Annotated in this window: 17 protein-coding genes; 12 read left to right on the forward strand and 5 right to left on the reverse strand. The window is 41.3% G+C overall.

Translation table 11 applies throughout. The annotated features are described in order from the left end of the window. Positions 1–8: 8 nt before the first annotated feature. Complete coding sequence (locus NYE58_RS04205; protein ID WP_445671752.1) at positions 9–461, reverse strand: NAD(P)H-dependent oxidoreductase; 453 nt, start codon at positions 459–461, stop codon at positions 9–11. 134 nt (positions 462–595) lie between these two features. On the opposite strand from NYE58_RS04205, the gene NYE58_RS04210 reads away from it, so the two are divergent. Further along, positions 596–865: a hypothetical protein gene (locus tag NYE58_RS04210; protein ID WP_143761914.1), complete on the forward strand. Its 270-nt coding sequence runs from the start codon at positions 596–598 to the stop codon at positions 863–865. Positions 866–867: 2 nt separating this feature from the next. Here the strand turns inward: NYE58_RS04210 and NYE58_RS04215 are convergent, their stop codons facing one another. Then, positions 868–1,806, reverse strand: coding sequence for a helix-turn-helix transcriptional regulator (locus NYE58_RS04215; protein WP_076220760.1), 939 nt, complete (start codon positions 1,804–1,806; stop codon positions 868–870). 99 nt (positions 1,807–1,905) lie between these two features. Between NYE58_RS04215 and NYE58_RS04220 the strand changes: the two genes are divergently transcribed. Beyond that, positions 1,906–2,355 carry a VOC family protein gene (locus tag NYE58_RS04220; RefSeq protein ID WP_076128596.1) on the forward strand — a complete coding sequence of 150 codons (450 nt, stop codon included), beginning with the start codon at positions 1,906–1,908 and terminating at the stop codon, positions 2,353–2,355. A gap of 114 nt (positions 2,356–2,469) precedes the next feature. Here the strand turns inward: NYE58_RS04220 and NYE58_RS04225 are convergent, their stop codons facing one another. Together NYE58_RS04225 and NYE58_RS04230 are read right to left on the reverse strand one after the other, a co-directional pair. Next, entirely contained in the window at positions 2,470–3,171 is a 702-nt protein-coding gene (locus tag NYE58_RS04225; RefSeq protein WP_341001180.1) for a hypothetical protein, read from the reverse strand. Then, positions 3,171–3,881, reverse strand: a complete 711-nt coding sequence (locus NYE58_RS04230) for a hypothetical protein (RefSeq protein ID WP_341001181.1) — start codon at positions 3,879–3,881, stop codon at positions 3,171–3,173. The genes NYE58_RS04225 and NYE58_RS04230 overlap by 1 nt, the downstream gene beginning before the upstream one ends. Positions 3,882–4,033: 152 nt before the next feature. Between NYE58_RS04230 and NYE58_RS04235 the strand changes: the two genes are divergently transcribed. The 8 genes from NYE58_RS04235 (at position 4,034) to NYE58_RS04270 (ending at position 13,060) form a co-directional block, all read left to right on the forward strand. After that, positions 4,034–5,731 carry a hypothetical protein gene (locus NYE58_RS04235; protein ID WP_076276979.1) on the forward strand — a complete coding sequence of 566 codons (1,698 nt, stop codon included), beginning with the start codon at positions 4,034–4,036 and terminating at the stop codon, positions 5,729–5,731. A gap of 112 nt (positions 5,732–5,843) precedes the next feature. Continuing rightward, positions 5,844–7,724, forward strand: coding sequence for a PAS domain S-box protein (locus tag NYE58_RS04240; RefSeq protein ID WP_341001183.1), 1,881 nt, complete (start codon positions 5,844–5,846; stop codon positions 7,722–7,724). 233 nt (positions 7,725–7,957) lie between these two features. Next, entirely contained in the window at positions 7,958–8,302 is a 345-nt protein-coding gene (locus NYE58_RS04245; RefSeq protein ID WP_076128602.1) for a YojF family protein, read from the forward strand. A 23-nt stretch (positions 8,303–8,325) separates the two neighbouring features. Further along, a complete protein-coding gene (bshB2, locus tag NYE58_RS04250) occupies positions 8,326–8,979 on the forward strand; it encodes a bacillithiol biosynthesis deacetylase BshB2 (RefSeq protein ID WP_341001184.1) in 654 nt (217 codons plus the stop codon). A 265-nt stretch (positions 8,980–9,244) separates the two neighbouring features. After that, entirely contained in the window at positions 9,245–10,048 is an 804-nt protein-coding gene (locus tag NYE58_RS04255) for a hypothetical protein (protein WP_076128604.1), read from the forward strand. Positions 10,049–10,147: 99 nt separating this feature from the next. After that, the gene (locus NYE58_RS04260; protein ID WP_076128606.1) at positions 10,148–10,744 is read left to right on the forward strand and encodes a hypothetical protein; all 597 of its coding nucleotides are present in this window, start codon (positions 10,148–10,150) and stop codon (positions 10,742–10,744) included. 205 nt (positions 10,745–10,949) lie between these two features. Then, entirely contained in the window at positions 10,950–12,323 is a 1,374-nt protein-coding gene (locus NYE58_RS04265) for a hypothetical protein (RefSeq protein WP_341001185.1), read from the forward strand. Between the two features lie 80 nt (positions 12,324–12,403). Then, positions 12,404–13,060 carry a M48 family metallopeptidase gene (locus NYE58_RS04270; protein ID WP_038574107.1) on the forward strand — a complete coding sequence of 219 codons (657 nt, stop codon included), beginning with the start codon at positions 12,404–12,406 and terminating at the stop codon, positions 13,058–13,060. 57 nt (positions 13,061–13,117) lie between these two features. Here the strand turns inward: NYE58_RS04270 and NYE58_RS04275 are convergent, their stop codons facing one another. Continuing rightward, the gene (locus NYE58_RS04275) at positions 13,118–14,815 is read right to left on the reverse strand and encodes a PucR family transcriptional regulator (RefSeq protein WP_076276982.1); all 1,698 of its coding nucleotides are present in this window, start codon (positions 14,813–14,815) and stop codon (positions 13,118–13,120) included. A 583-nt stretch (positions 14,816–15,398) separates the two neighbouring features. Here NYE58_RS04275 and NYE58_RS04280 point away from each other — a divergent pair. Next, entirely contained in the window at positions 15,399–16,067 is a 669-nt protein-coding gene (locus tag NYE58_RS04280) for a DUF2877 domain-containing protein (RefSeq protein WP_341001186.1), read from the forward strand. Between the two features lie 3 nt (positions 16,068–16,070). Beyond that, positions 16,071–17,615, forward strand: coding sequence for an acyl-CoA synthetase FdrA (gene fdrA / locus NYE58_RS04285; RefSeq protein WP_341001187.1), 1,545 nt, complete (start codon positions 16,071–16,073; stop codon positions 17,613–17,615). The last annotated feature ends 1 nt before the right edge of the window (position 17,616 follow it).

Raw genomic sequence — 17,616 nt, forward strand, 5'->3', positions numbered from 1 at the left:
AGTCTAGTTTAGTCCAGTCGTGCAAACCGTTGTTCTGTTTTATCAAGATGCTTCACCCGCTCTTCTAAGCTGCGATCTGACATCCCGGCATAATTATACCAACGGAGGTTCTTTCGTATTCCCATTTTGCGGAAGGTGCCTCTAAATAGAATTTTGGTGATGGGGTTGCCAAAAATCCAGCGATAAAAGAAGTTGGGCGTGTTCATTACGGTCAGCAGGGACACTCCTTTAATATTCGGGAGCAAGCATTTGAAGGGCCGCCCAGGTTTAGTTTCTTCGTAGACAATGCCTTTTGCGAAAACCTTATCAAGAAAACCTTTGGTAAGAGCGGGCATGGCTTCCCACCATATAGGGAAAATGAAGACAATATGATCCGCTGCTATAAGACGCTGCTGATAATTGGCGACTAGCGGGTCGGGGGTTCTCTTTTGCCGCCAAGCAGTGAGTTCTTCGTGCGACATGACGGGATCAAATCCATCGGCATGCAGATCGTATTCGCACGGAGTTTCTCCCCGATAATAAAAAAGAAGTGCTTTTTCTTACAACACCTCTAGGGAAAGAAATATTCGATTTGCATTTAGCCCTACATAAGCAGATGAATAAAGGGATAAACCGGTTTCTACAGAGATATAACCCAGATGAATTGTTATTTATAATCCAAGCCTTCGAGGATACTTTGGAAGCGTCATGGGTTCATTCGGAATCGGTTGCTGAAAAAGAACCATTAACTGCCGGAGCATCTCTTGAGCCAGTGGAAAACGATGAAATGAGTCAAATCGTAGACATGCTGAACCAACTGGATACGCGCAACCTCAAAAAGGCTAAGGCAGTTCTCCAAGCTATGTTTTTCACCCCTTTTGCTTAGCTTTATATTTTTTGATAGTGATTTACGAGTTGCTCTAATTTATCTTTGATTATTTGTTTTAAGGCTTCAGGTTTCACGGATGTAACAGCATGACCATATCGCATAAAATAATTAGCCAAGAAATCCTCTTCACCTGGATTATAGAATCCCTTAATGACTGTTTTCGGACCAACTTCTATTTTCATAGAAGGATAATGCTCTTTATAAAAAATATCCTTTGCTTGTTCCGCAATCTCAACTTCAAAGTCAATACTCTTCGCAGACTGATAGATTTCTAATGAACGACTAAGAAGTTCTTCTATAGAATAACGAGCTTTGCTTTCCTCTTCTTCAATGAAGGTTATTCGATCACATCTAAAAACTCTATATGTATTCGTCGTAAGCTCTATTCCAGTGGCATACCATTGACCAAACTTAGCGGAAATCCTAAAGAATTGAACAGGGTAGCTTTTTGTTTGGTTTTCTTTTGTATATGCAATGTTACAGGCACTCTCATTTAGAATACTTGCTAGGATTTTATCTAAAAAACGGCTGACATGCTTATGCTGATACATTTCGAATTGCAGGACCTTTTTCATTTTGTGAATTTGGTTGATTTGTGTACTCGAAAGACAGTGCTCGAACTTTTCGTTTAGCTTGTTAACACTCAGATGAAAGGGTGTAGATTGATAAGATTCTAACGTCAGCATGGCAAAATACAGCGCATAGACTTCATCTATCGTGAAAATAATAGGGGATAACAATCTGTTTTTTAGAATACCATAACGTCCGTGTCTTCCATGTTCTGCGAAAATAGGCATACCTAATTGTTCTAATGAACTAATATCGCGTAGAGCTGTGCTTTTTGAAATAGCGTATTTATCCATGAGATCACTTAAATTAAAGAATTCTCGACTGTTTAAGTACCTCATCATGTCATTTAATCGTTCTGATTTTTTCATATATAAAACTCCTTATAAAGGTGTCATGTTTTGATACCTTTATATAGGATAATAAGTTTAAGGCCAGATATCAAATATATAAAAGGAGAGAGTTATACTATGAGTACAACACTAGAAGTAGCTATTTTTTTATCGATGAATGGAAGAGCTAAGGAAGCTATAGAATTTTACAAAGAACATTTTAACGCAGAGGAATTGCTACGTGTCACCTATCAACAACTAGCAGAGCGTGACAGCTCCATACAGCTTACGGATGAAAATAAGGATTATATTACTCACTCTGTCCTGTTAATCGGAAAAACAAAAATAATGATAGCAGAAGATACAATGAATACGAATGAGAAATATACAGTGGGCAATAACACCTCATTATGTATTCAAAGTGCTGACTTAGAGGGGATTGAAGGTTTTTATAAAAGCTTAATCACAGACGAGCGCGTGAAAATTATTGCTCCTTTATCCAGCAATGTGTTTAGCAAAGCCTACGGTATCATTGAAGATCCCTTTGGTATTCAAATCCAACTCATGTTTGATGAAAGATTACATTAAAAAAGCTTCCTGCTTCTAAAACAAACTTAGTTTAATATTCAGCCGACTAAATTTCAGGTGTATTGTCCTGAGTTTGGCCGGCTTTTTTTGAGAGTGCTATCTGAGGAATATAAATTATTTCAATTCCCCGGTGTCCTTCATATATTGATAATGCTGAGTGAGCTGCTGAAGGGTCGTTTCTTCATTAAAACTGAAATCATTCGATAAAAAGTAAGCGCGTGAGAGATCCTTTTGATTCTCAAACTGGTAAGGCAGTTCATCAATGCGCCTTCCTCCCACGCGGCTGATCTCTGGAAATTCAGCAATCGCTTGAGACATTGCATAAATCTTTTGGGAGAACTCTGGGATTGAATTTGGTGGAATTGAAATCACATAATCGGTGGTTCTCAGGAACTCGAGAAAGCTAGTTTGGGTGAAATCTGTTTTCTGATAAGCTTCCCAAATAGCATCGGTATTCACGGGTTTACCCAGAATCCTTTGATAGACATCTGCATATTTTTTAATCCAGAGTACTTCCTCGTAATTCTTAGAAACGTTATATTTATCAGTTTTGTGAAAAGGATACTGGATAATGTACTGTTGGTAGTTAAATTTGATGTCTGGATTGAGCTTAGGGTAGAGCTCCAAAATGTCGGAGCCATCGTCATTTTTTCCTATGACTCTTGAATATTCAAAATCAATAAAATAGTATGCCTTCATATATACTAGAGCATTTTTCACATATTTTTTTCCTGACTTGTGACTCCCCGAGAAGCACCCTGTCAACAGAATACAGCAAATGATCATCAGAATGGAGATTTTATAAGAGCCTCTCATCACTCATTCCCTTCTTTCATCTGTTCATAACTGCTAACAAATTGCCTATAGATTTCATAAGAGTCGTATGGTTCAGCAGAAGCGAAATTGTGGCGGATCAATTGCAGCTTTGTACTGCCTTCAAATCTGTATGGAAGTTCTATGGTGGAACCGAGCTGATTGCCTAAATTCGGAGAAGGTGGTCTGTGCGGATAGAATCCCTTTATAATCTCATAAAAGTCCTTGGATAACGGAATGAAATCTTTTTCGGTAACTCCATCGATGATATATGGTGCGGTTCCATCCCTCTCGTATGTAGATTTGTAAATCTCCCCATACTTCAGCGTTTCACTGAAATAGTCAGAAGGGAACTTGAAATTTAAATATCTGGCGTACAATGAAGGGGCATAAGCAAAGAAAAGACCGTCTAGATAACTTTCCTGATGTTGTTCCGAACGAAAAATTGAATAGTATGATTTCGCATAAATGGAACTGGCAAAAAATTCAATGTTGGGATCATTAATGGGAGATAAGATTAGTTTCTCATAACCGTCTTTGTTGGTTACGCCCGTCCGTTCTACTACTTTGAATTGTAGGTTGTATCTTGGGGAGAGTGTGTTCAGAATATCTTTTTCGTATCGTTTTCCAGACTTTGGACCTGGTCCACAAGCTGTCAACAGTAGGATTAAGGCTAGAATGATCAGTAAGTAACCATAATTTGTTCTACTCATATACGCCTCCAGTATTTTGAATTTATGTCCATTATATACCATGCCCCGTTTTCATAATTAAGTTAAGCGCGATTACCGATAAGATTAATAGATGGATACTGTGATTACCAAAAGCATGCCATTGTAATTATGTTTAAATGGAGGAAAGACGGATGAAGAGGATTTTTAGTATATTGCTGATGTTATTACTGGTTACACCAGCACTCGGCACTACAACCTTTGCGAGCAATACGGTGAAGGCTAAGGTAACCGAGAGCAGTACATATTTTGATGGAGAACAGCGGAACCTGAATGGGTTCAACATATCGAATAACAATTATTTCAGACTACGCGATTTGGCAGAGTATTTCTCGGGAACGAGCAGCCAGTTTGATATCACTTGGAATAAAGCGAACAATGCGATTGAGATCATAACTGGACAAGCTTATACGCCCGAAAAGAAAACAACAAGTAACTATTATAGCCGCAATAAAAATTATGCTGCTACGCTTTCAAGCTCTAAGGTGCTAGTCAACGGACAGTTACAGTCTATTACGGCGTACAATATTGATGATAACAATTATTTTCAGTTGAGAGATTTGGCGGGTAAAATCCCGTTCGATATTGAATTTGACGTTCAGTCTGACCGCATATCGTTATTTTCCAAAATCCCAGATCATGCTTACCGGGTAAAGACGGCGGCTGTAGCTGAGAGTAACGGGGAATCTTCTTATTTTCCTAGATGGAAAAGTACGGCCTCTTCTTATCTTGTGAATAATAAGGATGGGACTGTAAGTGTCATTGAGGCGAACAAAGAGTTTACGATTGAAACGTACAATGAGAAGTACGAACTAACAGGCAATAAGAGCATTCCTTTTGAGCTTCCGGTGTTTGGTGGATTCTTTAGTGGGGAGAAGTATAACTATATTGCTTTTGGCCAAGAGAACCGCGAAGAGAATGATAGCAAGGAAGTCATTCGTATTGTCCGTTATGATAAAAGCTTCAATAGAGTAGACAGTGTCTCCATAAAGGGTGGGGAGAGCTATACCGTTAGCCCTTTTGATTCAGGCTCCGGCAGGATGGCTGAAGCTGGAGATACGCTTGTATTTCACACTTCACGTACACGATACACGACAGAAGATAAATTAAATCATCAATCCCAGCTTACCATTATTGTAAATACTAAAACCATGACCGTGACCAATGATCTGGGAAGATTCCAGAAGAATCATGTCAGTCACTCTTTTGACCAATATGTATTGTTTGATGGTACTGCGCATGTTCTAGTCGATCATGGCGACGCTTATCCCCGTTCGATTGTTCTGAATAAAGGAGACGGAGCCAGTTATAACGAAGTGGATTTATTTAATATTCCCGGCAAAATCGGAGCGAACGCGACGGGGGTTTCTATAGGCGGATTTGAGATGTCTCCGGCGAACTATATAGTCGCTATGAATTCGGTAGATCATTCCCTAGTCAAAGAGTATACATCTTATGAGATGGAGGGTTTGGAAACAGACCAAAGGGATGTCATACTTAGTGTGTTGCCCAAGTCCAACCTGAGCAGTACTTCGGTGAATCACATTACCTTGGCTAAATATGTAGGCACGAACCTGATCGCGTCCATCCCTAAGCTAGTAAAAATCACAGACGATAAAATGATGGTGCTGTGGCAGGAGTTTGATAAAGAGAATCATCCGGGTGATCTGAAATATGTTCTTATAGATGGAGCGGGAAAAGCTACTAGCGACATCCAAACGATCAAGCATTTTGCCTTATCAGAGTGCAGTCCTATTATTAATGGAGACAAAATCATTTGGTATACGAACAATAAAGGATCCAGAGTGTTCTATTCGATCCCGTTAAATTAACGGATTCAATTAATAACAAAGTGGGTAAATTAGACTATAAGCTATAAATAGGACCTTCTAAATAGAAGGTCTATTTTTTCACGCAAAAATTACATCATCCATGGAGGTCGCTATGCATCGCGTAAATCTAAATCAGGAACAATTCAACCAACAGGTGATTAATCACGCCTCCTTTGGGATCGCCCTTTTATCGCCAAATGGTTTGATTCTGACCGTAAACCCGGCCTTTGAGCAGACTTTTGGTTATTCCACTGAAGAGTTTGAGGGTATGCGGTTAGAAGACCTTTCTCACCCCGAGGATTTCGGCAACCTTCATGATTTAAAAGCAGTTTTGGGTGAGGAAACAGAAGTGCAGATGGAAAAGCAGTTTATCACAAAAAATGGAGATTATATTTGGGGACAGCTCACGCTCCACCTTTTCAGCGACGAGTCGAACCAGCCAGCATATTTCATTTGCCAAATCGTTAACATTACAAAGCAAAAGGAATCCGAGCAACGCCTTCAGGAGTCTGTTGAACGGTATACGTCGCTTAAAAAATATAACCATGACGCCGTCATTTCTTTTGACCTTGACGGTCGAATCATTAACACCAATAGTATGGCGGAAAAGATAACGGGCTATGCCATCGAGTCCGAGTTGATCGGGATGAAGCTTGCGAGTCTGATTGGAGAAGAGAATGTCCAGCGCATTCTGGAAAGAGCCCTTTACGATAATACGGTTGAGCAGTATATCAATAAGCTTGTTACTAAGGACAGCGAAGTCGTTGAAGTGCTCACCAGTATTGCACCTATTTATGTGAACAATCATAATATCGGATTTTATCTTATATGCAAGGACATTTCCGAGCAAAGGCAATTGTCGCTAGCTAAGGAAGCCGCAGAGTCCACGAATAGAGCTAAAAGTGAGTTCCTGGCTATGATGAGTCATGAAATTCGCACTCCCATGAATGGGGTGATCGGCATGACTGATATTTTGCTTGAAACAGAGCTTAATGAAGAACAACGTGAATATGTAGAAATCATTCGCAAAAGCGGAGGAATCCTGCTCAATATAATTAATGATATCCTTGATCTTTCAAAAATTGAGGCAGGCCGAAGCGAGCTACAAGAGGATACATTCGATCTGCGAACTTGCCTCAAGGACAGCTTTTCTGTTATCGCAATAAAAGCTGAACAAAAACATCTGGAGCTCACCAGCATCATAAATCATGATGTTCCTGACTTTATATACGGTGACGAGGAACGCTTGAAGCAGGTGTTCTTGAACCTGCTAGGGAATGCTGTGAAATTCACACCCGCGGGCAGCATATCGGTAAAAGTGAGGCTTGTAAAGGAAGAACCCTTCCTGCTGGCCTTTACGGTAACCGATACTGGCATTGGAATTGATCCTGATCGACTTACTGATATTTTTGAACCGTTTGAGCAGGTGGATAGCTTTATGATGCGGAGACACGAAGGCACGGGTCTTGGCCTTGCCATCAGCCGCAGAATTGTCGAAATGATGGGTGGCGAGATCTATGCGGAGAGTGACGGCAAGAGCGGTACTTCGGTTACCTTCACAATCAGGCCCAAGAAATCAGTGGTAATTCCTAGCCAAGAGGCTAACATTAACAAGCTTCATACCGCACGTGAGGCAAGAATTTTACTTGCTGAAGACAACTCTATCAATGCGCTAGTGCTGACCAAAATACTCGAAAAAATGGGTCACAGCGTTATCGCCGTCACAAACGGCATAGATGCGGTTGAAGCAGCACGGAAAGAACCCTTTGATCTTATTTTATTGGATCTTCACATGCCCATTATGAACGGTATAGGGGCTATGAAGATGTTAAGAGATGAGCATCAAGAGAAATGTCCGCCCATCATCGCGGTCACGGCTAATGCTTTGAAGGGTGACCGTGAAAATTGTCTAGCTGCCGGAATGGACGAGTATATCAGCAAGCCTGTAAAGCGTGAAGTCATCATAAAGATGTTAGATCAGTTTGTGATCTAATATAAACAGCATAACCTCTCAGTGATATTATCCCCTTCAGGTGAACAGTAAAAAGCCAGTCCATTACTGTTACACTTGGAGGGGATCGCTCTATCCATTGAATTACATAGCATTGCACGTTATACTTTGATGAGAAATACGGACCCGCTTATCATATAACAGATCCGTCCTTCTATAAGGTATGGATCTTATTTTTTGTATGTATATATTCAGTCAGAGACGGAGGCGCAACATTGCAGCTAATCAATCAATCGGAAGTACAAGATAGGATCGACCTGCTTAAAGATCAGGATCTATATATCCATCTTGAGATGACAACGGGAGCCTACGCTGCCCATTTAGATAGTTCGAAGCATCCAGCCGCTACTTTTATTACTAATGCTGTTATTCGATATTCCCATGGTTCGATTTCCGGCAACGGTCCTTATCGGGTCGGCTTAAAAATGTCGCAGGGCTGGGTTTACTCGGAAGGGCTAACTCACTATGAAGAGAGTGAGACAGGCAGATTGATTATGGCTGGACATGATGCTCAAGGCAAACTGATCGTATCGTTACAATTAAGCCGAGAGCCGTTCTAATGGAAGAGGAGATGAAGAGTTCTGTGGAAAAACATATTCTTGTTATTTTGCCACATCCGGATGATGAGGCCTTCGGTATATCAGGTACCCTTGCCAAACATATACAAAATGGGACCCAAGTTACCTACGCATGCCTAACGCTAGGAGAAATGGGCCGCAATATGGGCATCCCGCCCTTCGCAAATCGGGTAACCCTCCCAGAAATACGTAAGAAGGAGCTGGAGGAATCCTGCGAAGCTATTGGCATACAGGATTTAAGAATGCTTGGTTTTCACGACAAGACGATAGAATTCGAAGATCAAGTCTTGCTCGATGGGCAGATTGATGCGCTCTTGAAAGAGCTTAAACCTTCGTTGATCATCACTTTCTATCCAGGGTACAGCGTTCATCCTGATCACGATGCTACTGGAGCCGCAGTGATCCGAACCGTTGCAAGACTTCCAAAGGAAGAAAGACCTCCTGTTCACTGTATAGCTTTTGCTAATAATATTGTAGAGATTGGGGAGCCAAAGGTTATCAAGGATGTGAGAGATTTCCTCGAGCACAAGATGGCGTCCATTCAGGCGCATCGTTCCCAATTCCAAGCTGCTGAGCTGTTGGGCAGCAAACCTTTAAATGATAAAGAGATCCAAGCTCGTTTTGGAACAGAACATTTCTGGATTTATCCGTTTGAATGATAATGATCTGCTAACTCATATTTACTATACAAAAGCTAAGTCCGGGCATATACGCTCGGACTTTTTTTGCTCATTTTCTACAAAAAATTCATTATTATGACGTTTTTTCTCGCTTACAATCGAATTATGATAGAGACCTTAGGTCTTTACTCCCTTTTTCAATATACATAACAAAGATCGGTGTTTTTTATTCACATGTATGGTAAGGTTTGGTAGGTTGGTCGACCAAACTAAATGCTTTTAAAAAGAGTAGAGGAGAGTTACATTGAAAAAGAGAATAATTTCAATTATGGTTGTTGCTATGCTTATTTTCATTCCAATAAATGCTGATGCAATGAACGTCAATCAAAATGAGACAGACTTTAAGGCTATTGTTGCTGGTATATCAGTTAATGAAACAGCGATCATGAGCATTGATGAGGTTCCTGAAATAACAATTAACTGGTTGCGTGAGCAAGGTGCAGCTGTCAATGAGGATAGTGCTATACAGTTTGTACCTGCTACTCAAAACATTGCAACAATGCGGAGTGGTGAAATAAATGGCGAAGCCATTCGTATTTGGAATGAATTGGATGACGGCGATATAAGTGTCAATACGATATTACCAATCTCACAAGCTAACATAATAAATAAGATAATTGAGGCCGGCAAGCCAACAGGAACACCGGGAACAGTCGGTTACGGATTGAGTTCTGTTAGTATATTTACTGCACATGCAGATGCGTATAACAACGTTACTTATATTCGCCCCTTGCGGCAAGAGGTTACGGCTTATGCAAACAACGGGTTCAATATTAATAATTTTACAGCTACCTGGGTTACTTTGGGTACTCTGCTGACCTATCCAGGATATACCGCTGCATCTGAAGCGAATGATTTTCCATTCAGGCATGAAATAGTTACAAGTGTCAGTTCACCAGTTATGGGTACAAAATATACAGGGTATAATGCATTAGGTAGTAATAGGGTATTTCTTGTAGGAGGGGGGCTCGCTTGGGCTTGCGGAGTGGTTTATGATATAAATGTAAACGGTAACATTCAACATTTTGAAGTTACCGGTATCTTGTAAAACATTTTGAAGATATTGTTTCTAAAAAGGTATAGTTAATAAGTGTTTTTCCTGAGATTTGTCATCTATTGATTTCGTCAGGTAAGGAGGTGTATCCGTTTGAGAAAATCATACTTCATTCTCATTTGTGGAATAGTCGTTCTTTCGCTGTTATCTACTGCATGCAGCAAGGATAAACCTAAGTATGCTGAGCTTTTCACACATGTGGAGAAGCATAGGGCTGTGTTCATGCAGCCGCGCGAAGAAGGGCTTGCTGCTTTAAAAATTACGGATGCCGTGGGTGAATACGATACAACTTTGGGTACAATCCTGCAAGATGATATCCTAACCGTCAATCAAATGGAGTTTATACAACAGGTTGTGGTAGATGTTAATACTAATAAAATCATAGGTTACCGGATAGGAACCGTTTTCCCTAGATCGGAAAGTGGCTTTCAAAATGCAAGAGAACTGGTGCGTGCTTTTCTGGATCATTACGAACCTGTGGAAGATGAAGAGACTGACAAAGTCGAGAAATCAGTCCAAACGATTGACAGGATGACTCTTCCGTTAAAGCCACTGGTAGGAAGTATTGAAGAATCATGGTCATACGGCAAGGGTGAGAATAAAATGCTCATCACCTATAAGATGACGAACAGTCTGGAAAGTGATGATGAATTGCCGCTGAATTTTTATTTCAGCCATGAAGAGAAGTAGGGATGACAACAGAACAGCTTGGAACCCATTTTTTACAGGGTTCAGGCTGTTTTTTTATTTGTGTGAATTGATGGCCCTTGTGGCTTTGTTATTTCAAAGACAATATATGATTTACAAAAAAATTTCCAGAGACTATTATATTTCTATGCGTAATATTTTCCTTTTTTAACTAGATTATTGTAAGAATTTATCTTTGGAGGTTCAAATGAAAAAGCACGACAAAATCATTTCCTTCATCTTCATGTTCATTATGATGGTGACGGCTATTTTCTGGGTAAACTCGACCACTAGTTGGTCTATGATGGGTACCCTTGCTTCCGTGGCCTGTTTCGTACTTTTTGTATTATTGGGACTCCGCATTATACCTGTTTTGACAGATTTTGTTCTGACAAATCCAGCACCTGAAGTAACTCTGGAAAATAAAACACGGGACAGAAAGCAGGCTTGGCTATATATTATCGGCTGGGTAGTGGCTAGTCGGGTCTTGCTTATGATTATCGGGTATATATTTTTGATCATACAGAATGGCTATTCCGGTGGTTTGTTTAGCAAAATAGCTGAGACCTGGCATATATCAGGAATCGACGCTTCACATTATTTGGGCATCGCGGAGAATTGGTATGTGACGGAGGGAGATCCGAAATACCATATTGTATTTTTCCCTTTTTTTCCAAATCTAATTAAAGTAGTTCAGGTATTCGTAGGGAATTATCTCGTCGCTGGATTCATCGTTTCTAATATTTGCTCGCTTGTCGCTGCCTTGGTCGCCTATGAGCTTGCCGCACTAGACATGCATCGAAAGAGTGCTATGCGAGTAGTAAAGTATATTTTTATATTTCCGGCTGCGTTCTTTTTCTTCATCCCAATGACCGAATCTTTATTTCTGGCCTTATCGCTGTTGTGTTTATATTTTGTGAGAAAAAAAGAATGGCTCATCGGATGTTTATGCGGTGCACTTGCAGCGTATACGCGTTCTCCAGGGGTACTGTTGATTGTACCGGTTGCGATTGAATTTGCACGAGAACTTATCGGGAATTATAAATTACTAGAGAAAAAAGCGTTTATACATAAACTGACCACCGCCATTGGCTGTCTTGCTATCATATCGATGGGTTTGCTGGCTTATCTTTACATCAACTACTATGTTACGGGAAATGCTTTTCAGTTCAGTATTTACCAGAGGGAGCATTGGTCACAGAAGTTCTATCTCTTTTTCGATACCGTAAGATATCAGATGGAATATGCGGTGGGCACCTTTAAAAGTGGAGATAGCCGTTCTTTTCTCGGCATGTGGCTGCCTAATTTAATCGCTATATTCTCAGCACTAATTATCATGTTTATGGGAGCAAGAAAACTACGGCCATCCTACACTGCTTATTTTATCGTGTATTTTGCTTTCGTAGTGGGAGCTACCTGGCTGCTGTCAGCCCCGCGTTATTTGCTTGTTGCATTTCCGCTAGCTTTTGCTGCCGTTGCGCTCACTAATGAAAAGCCGAAGGATGTTGCACTCACTGTTATATCTGTTGTGGGTAGTATACTGTACTTGGCAATGTTTGTAGCGGGGTATCCGGTGTATTGAGGAATCGTGTTAAAATAGGAGAACGCCTAGGTGCGTTCTTCTTTTTTATTGCGAATAATCTTATAGAAACGATGGTGGGTATGAAGATTGATTACGACAATCAGGTGATCGAGTTTAATGTTCAATATGGAAACGGGAAAAAAATCTCCATTCATATAGATTCGTCAGGGCGCATAACACTCAAGGTACCTAAGAAAACATCTGAAGAGACGATTAAAAGTGTGGTTGAGCGTAATGGAAAAATGATTGTGGAGAAGCTGCAAAGTCTCGAAGCGGCTCGTGAAACGCCAAAGATGATCAGAGCGTACGAAGATGAAGGAAAGTTCCTGTATCTAGGCAAATATTATTCTCTGCATGAGCTTATAGAGACAGCGGAGCTAAGTGAAGAACAACTTCAGTTAAAGCTGAAAAAGTTCTATTTCTCTAGCTGCAAGAAGCTTATAGGAGAGCGGATCACTAGGTACCAGACGCAGCTTAGAGTAAAACCTAAGAGTATCGAGATTGTAGAGTCCAGGACCAAATGGGGAAGCTGCAGCTCCGATAAAAAGCTAACCTTTAACTATCGTCTGGCCATGGCTCCCGTGGAGGTTATCGATTATGTGATCATCCATGAGTTATGTCATTTGCTGCATATGAACCATGATCGTTCCTTTTGGCGACGGGTTGGAAGCCTAATGCCGGATTATAAGGAGAAGGAAGAATATTTAGCAAGATATGGACGGGCTATGACGTTATGAAAAAAGGGTATTCCAGTGCAACTAGAGTAATGGTTGCCGGGAATACCCTTCGTTATTTTAACCCCTTTGCAGCAATCGATAGAGGTTAAGTGCCAGTTGAATCTCGAATAGCTCATCTGAGTTTTTCAGATCTATATTTAGCAAATCTTTGATTTTATCAATCCGGTAAATAAAGGTGTTGCGGTGAATAAACATCGCTTTGGCGGCTTCGGTTACATTCTGATTGTACATAAAATAATACTCCAAGGTAGACATGAATCTCGTGTTCATCGTCTGGTCATGTTCATGGATGCCTCCCAGAACTTTGTTAAAGAATGTCTCCATTTCCGTAGGCTTAATATTGGAATCCAAAAAATGATAGACAGAATAATCCTCGAAGTGAGCAATGCTCCGGCTGTCTTTATTAAACCGCTGCATGAGCCGCATAGCTTCCTGGGCCTCGAAGAAGCTTCGATGGAGATAAGCAAGTGTCTTATACTGACTGCCAATGCCGATGAGAAAATGATTTTTAGTCATTTCCTGAGCCAGCAACTGCAGCACCTCTTGAGCAAAGGCTTTCGTATCGCTTACGGAAATTGGCGGTTTATTTTCATTTTTTCCGATCAAGATGATGATTTGCTGATTGCGATAGTAACAGATTAGCTCTCCACCTGCATTACTGGACAAGCCATAGATCAAATTGACACATTTTTTGACCATATGCTCCATTTCGTATTTTCTATAAACCATGTCCGTGTAGTTTTCCAGCTGTGTAGCTTCAATATGGATAACTGTACAGTAATACGCATAGTTAACTTTAAGCCCATGCATAGCAGATAGGGAATGCAGTGTTTCTGTTGAAGTAATATTGCCAGCTAATAAGTCGTCGAAGAAGTCCTGCCTAATTTTATGCTTTACCTCTTCGATTTCCTTGGCTTTGATCCGGTCCAGTGCAAGCATCGTGGATACATGCTCTAACGCGGTGTAGTCAAATTCAACCAGCTTGCGTACCGTTTGCAGAACGACGATATACGCGTAAGCGTTACTGGATACAGAAACCGGCATAATGCAGCACTTGTACGGCTGTCCTTGAGAATAGTAGGTGCGTTTGATGGATTTTTTGATTTCAGTAATATACTTTGGGAAAGCTACCGTGAACTCTGGTGGAAAAACAGGCCTGTTCTTCACCAGTGGCAGGAATTCCTGAAGTGGAGATGGGTTATCCTTATGATCCGTATAGCAGAGTAGGTTCCAGTCTCTATCTAATATAAGAACAGGGTTATGGATCGTGTCGGACAATTCCGCCGATATTTGCTCAATACCGCCTCCTTCGAGTGCGATTTTGAACAGCGCATTATGAAGGTCGAGCGAACGTCGGTTCACTGCATCGTAATCCGCGTTGGTCTTTTCGTTAATGATCGCAATGACTCTGGACAAGGTGTATTCAAAAGGGAGCTCCAGTAGCGGGAGTCCATGCTTATCAGCAAGCTCGATCATATTCTGCGGGATAGCATCGAAATATCGCTTCATTTTGATGCAGAGTCCTGCACAGTTATTCTCCACCAGCTCATGAATGAATTTGTTCTGCAGCTCCGTGCTGTCTTTGAAGATATATCCGGTGGATAAAAGCAGCTCGTTCGAGGTCAGCCAGTCAAATACGTCCGGATTCTCGATGATATTAACTACGGAGATTTGATTGTTTAGGCCAGAATGCCCCGCAACGATCTTTATGCCTTCGATGGATTTGATTTGTAAGATATCTTTTATCGTTAGCATCAATTCACACCCCTTATCTTCACCCATTGTGCAATGTGCATAGTGATTACTTGTTGTTTTTAGTGTTCTTGTATGATGACCCCCAGTGTGCGGAGGACTACAATAAGGGTGTCAGGTAACGTTTATCCGTTAAACTGTGATATATTTCACAAAAATATCCTTTTTCACACAGAAAGCAGCTCAATCTTCATCATTCTTGGAATTTTATGAACTGAGTGTAACATCTTCTATCATTCATCATCAACCGTTAAGGTTTTTTTATGAGAACGCTTTCTATATAGGATAACCTGACAGTAAGTGACCAAACCATTATCTACTTCCTTCTCAAGGGGGCGATCAAACGGAGCATTCTCAGAGCAAGTGTACCTCTTATTTAAAAGCTGGGATATCCAGTGATAGCGCGTTCTTTCATCGGATTCGAGAATCAAGATTTTTCGGAAATGTACACAGCATATTTGAGCGGACGATAAATGTAAGGTGCAAGACAACTGATGAATTATATACCATTGCGAGCAGTAGGATAGATAATGCGCCTAATACTTTGATCACAGAGGTTAGTAGTTTTTCGGATCTTGGACTGGTTGTGGGAGAAGAAGTTTTTGCGGAGAATGATCAATTATATATTGGCACTAAGCTTTCAATATCGATCAAGGAACTGACAGTTTGGCAGAGCTCTTTATCTATTTTTCCAATAGAACTAAAGACGCTAAGAGATAATTTGGCTGCGGCAAGGGCTTATATCAATAGCTATGGAAAACCAGGCGGTATGAAGCAGTTTGCGGGTTCTAGCAGCTTTGAGAGAGAAACGATGCGGCTGCTGGAAGAACGATCTTCAGGTCTTCTCAATGCCTTGGCGAATGACAGCATGGAAGATGCTGCTCATTATGCAATTCGACTAATGGGATTAGGCCCAGGGCTGACTCCGTCGGGAGATGATTTTTTAGTTGGATTGTTTGCTGTGATCCATCTGCCTCGGAGTCCTATTAGTAAATATCAGCCGTGGTGCAGGGAAGTCGTGATCGAAGCAGCTGAATTAACGAATGAAATAAGCTATATGGCTTTGAAAAAATCGGCTTGGGGTCAGGTGAGAGAGTCAATGGGTCAGTTGCTGCATTCGCTCATGTATGAGAGTAAGGAAACTATGCTTCTTGGCTTATCGGCAGTGCTGGATATAGGTTCTTCTTCCGGAACAGATATTGCCTTGGGGATCATTAGCGGTTTGAATCTTAATCTAGAACAACGTTGGAGGTAAGATATGTCGACTAAAATAGTAATTAAAAGAAACACATACTTTGATTCCGTCTCGCTCATGTCGTTGTCGACCAAAGCGAATCAAATAGAGGGTGTCGAACAAGCTTTTATCGCAATGGCTACTCAAATGAATAAAGAGGTATTAGCGAATGTAGGGCTGATAACCCCTGAGCTAGAGGAAGCTAAGAATAGTGACCTGATGATCGTAATCAAAGCAGCATCCCCTGAGCTGGCTGAAGTTGCCTTTGAAGCAATCGAAGAGCTGTTTATTAAAAAAGACAGTGCAGTTGGCGGTACAGAGCTTAAATATCCAACAATTGAGTCGGCAGTGAAGAATATGACAGCAGCTAATCTTGCAGTGATTTCAGTCAACGGAGCGTTTGCAGCCAGAGAAGCAAGAAAAGCGCTGGAGAATAATCTCCATGTCATGATGTTCAGTGACAACGTAAGCGTAGAAGACGAAATTGAATTAAAAAAAATAGCACATGAGCGTGGATTGCTGATGATGGGGCCGGATTGCGGAACCGCGATCATTGGAAATATGGCCTTATGTTTTGCTAATAAGGTTCGTAAAGGCAATATCGGCATCGTGGGTGCATCTGGCACAGGAAGTCAGGAAATCACCGTGCGGATTCACGATTTTGGCGGAGGCATCTCACAGTTGATTGGCACAGGCGGCAGAGACCTAAGTGAACGTGTCGGCGGAGTAATGATGCTTGATGCGATGAAAGCGCTTAACGAAGACGAAGCCACTAAGGTCATTGTGTTGATTTCCAAGCCACCCGCCAAAAGTGTGGAACAAAAAGTGCTGAATGAAATCAAAAATATGCATAAGCCTGTCGTGGTCTGCTTTATCGGAGGAACGGAGGAAGCTGTTCTGGAAGCAGGTGGACATTTTGCCAAAACAACCAAAGAGGCCGCGCTGAAGGCGGTAATTCTATCCGGCATTGATGAGAGTCAAATTGACAAGCATCCGCTAAACCTTCCACTGATTGAAGAGATTAAGGTCAAGCTGAAGCCAGAACAGAAGTATATTCGCGGGTTATTCTGCGGCGGTACTTTATGTGATGAAGCAATGTATCTAGCGATGGAGAAATACGACGATGTCTATAGCAACATTCCAAAAGATCCGGAATATCAGCTGGGTGATATCCATATCAGCCAAGGACATACGTTTATTGATTTTGGGGATGATGGGTTCACTAACGGCAAACCACATCCGATGATTGATCCTTCTTCACGGATTGCCAGATTCAAGCAGGAAGCAAAGGACCCGGCGGTGGGCGTGATCATTATGGATTTTGTATTAGGCTATGGATCGCATGAGGATCCAGTAGGTGTTATGGTACCTGCAATTATTGAGGCTAAGCAAGCAGCGGAACAAGAAGGCAGACATTTGGAGATTGTCGGCTATGTACTTGGAACCGATCTGGATACACCTTCCGTCCAAGAACAGCTTGATAAGCTGGTATCCGCGGGCGTTACCTATGCAAGCAGTAATACGAATGCAGGACTTCTTGCCAGAGGTTTTGTAGAGAAGGGAGTATAAC

The organism is Paenibacillus sp. FSL L8-0708 (genome assembly GCF_038009325.1).
Taxonomy (GTDB): Bacteria; Bacillota; Bacilli; order Paenibacillales; family Paenibacillaceae; genus Paenibacillus_AQ; species Paenibacillus_AQ odorifer.

Bases quoted from the DNA above. Each gene is read 5' to 3' on its own strand.
- NYE58_RS04240 (WP_341001183.1), top strand. From the start codon at position 5,844: ATGCATCGCGTAAATCTAAATCAGGAACAATTCAACCAACAGGTGATT.
- NYE58_RS04270 (WP_038574107.1), top strand. From the start codon at position 12,404: ATGAAGATTGATTACGACAATCAGGTGATCGAGTTTAATGTTCAATAT.
- NYE58_RS04205 (WP_445671752.1), bottom strand. From the start codon at position 461: ATGTCGCACGAAGAACTCACTGCTTGGCGGCAAAAGAGAACCCCCGAC.
- NYE58_RS04275 (WP_076276982.1), bottom strand. From the start codon at position 14,815: ATGCTAACGATAAAAGATATCTTACAAATCAAATCCATCGAAGGCATA.
- NYE58_RS04230 (WP_341001181.1), bottom strand. From the start codon at position 3,881: ATGAGTAGAACAAATTATGGTTACTTACTGATCATTCTAGCCTTAATC.
- NYE58_RS04220 (WP_076128596.1), top strand. From the start codon at position 1,906: ATGAGTACAACACTAGAAGTAGCTATTTTTTTATCGATGAATGGAAGA.
- NYE58_RS04225 (WP_341001180.1), bottom strand. From the start codon at position 3,171: ATGAGAGGCTCTTATAAAATCTCCATTCTGATGATCATTTGCTGTATT.
- fdrA (WP_341001187.1), top strand. From the start codon at position 16,071: ATGTCGACTAAAATAGTAATTAAAAGAAACACATACTTTGATTCCGTC.
- NYE58_RS04210 (WP_143761914.1), top strand. From the start codon at position 596: ATGAATAAAGGGATAAACCGGTTTCTACAGAGATATAACCCAGATGAA.
- NYE58_RS04265 (WP_341001185.1), top strand. From the start codon at position 10,950: ATGAAAAAGCACGACAAAATCATTTCCTTCATCTTCATGTTCATTATG.
- NYE58_RS04215 (WP_076220760.1), bottom strand. From the start codon at position 1,806: ATGAAAAAATCAGAACGATTAAATGACATGATGAGGTACTTAAACAGT.
- NYE58_RS04235 (WP_076276979.1), top strand. From the start codon at position 4,034: ATGAAGAGGATTTTTAGTATATTGCTGATGTTATTACTGGTTACACCA.